The following is a 664-nucleotide window of genomic DNA, read 5'->3' on the forward strand; positions in this document are numbered from 1 at the left end:
GTGCAGCAGGCCGGTCAGCCCGTCACGGCCGACATGTTCGACCAGCGCCTCGTAGCGTTCGCGATAGGTCAGCGTATCGAAGATATCGGTCAATCCGCGCGGCGCAGTGACCTGGCGCTCCTCAAACCATTTGAGATAGGCAACGAGCATGGTGCTGAAGGTCACCGCCGCCGCCATCTTGGCGAACCAGCCGCCGAAAAAGACGGCTATCGGCGCGCCGGCAACGAAATGCAGAGCGGTGAAAAAACCGGCCTGGTCGAAGGTCAGCACGCAAGCGACCGAAATCAGGATGCGCGCGAACGGCGCCTTGCGAAGATACCGACCAAGCTTTTCGTAGAGCAGGATGATCAGGATGGCATCGACGAACAGCAGCGTCGTGCCCCACACCATCAGCCAACCCATCTGGTCGATGAAGCCGATGTCTGGAAGCCTGCCGTCGGGAAGTGCCGCGATGGTGTGCAGGCGCAGCAGCAGCACCAGCCCGATCATCAGCGCATTGCCGAGCAGCAGGCCGTAGATCGGCTGACGCACGGTTGCAGCGTCCTCCTTCATATAGAGCAGCAAAAGCATGACCAGCTTGCCGGAAAACAGCACCGCCGAGCCAGGCGAGACCATGCCGAACGGCAGAGCGACGTAAAAGACGCTGGCGAGATAGGTCTCGAGG

General features: G+C 61.1%; 1 pseudogene. It reads right to left on the bottom strand.

Features of this window, described 5'->3' with window-relative positions:
* Positions 1–664: pseudogene (locus tag EN750_RS37700) on the bottom strand (GGDEF domain-containing protein); the annotation flags it as partial.

The sequence above is a fragment of the Mesorhizobium sp. M7A.F.Ca.ET.027.03.2.1 genome (assembly GCF_003999175.1).
In the GTDB taxonomy this organism is placed as follows: Bacteria; Pseudomonadota; Alphaproteobacteria; order Rhizobiales; family Rhizobiaceae; genus Mesorhizobium.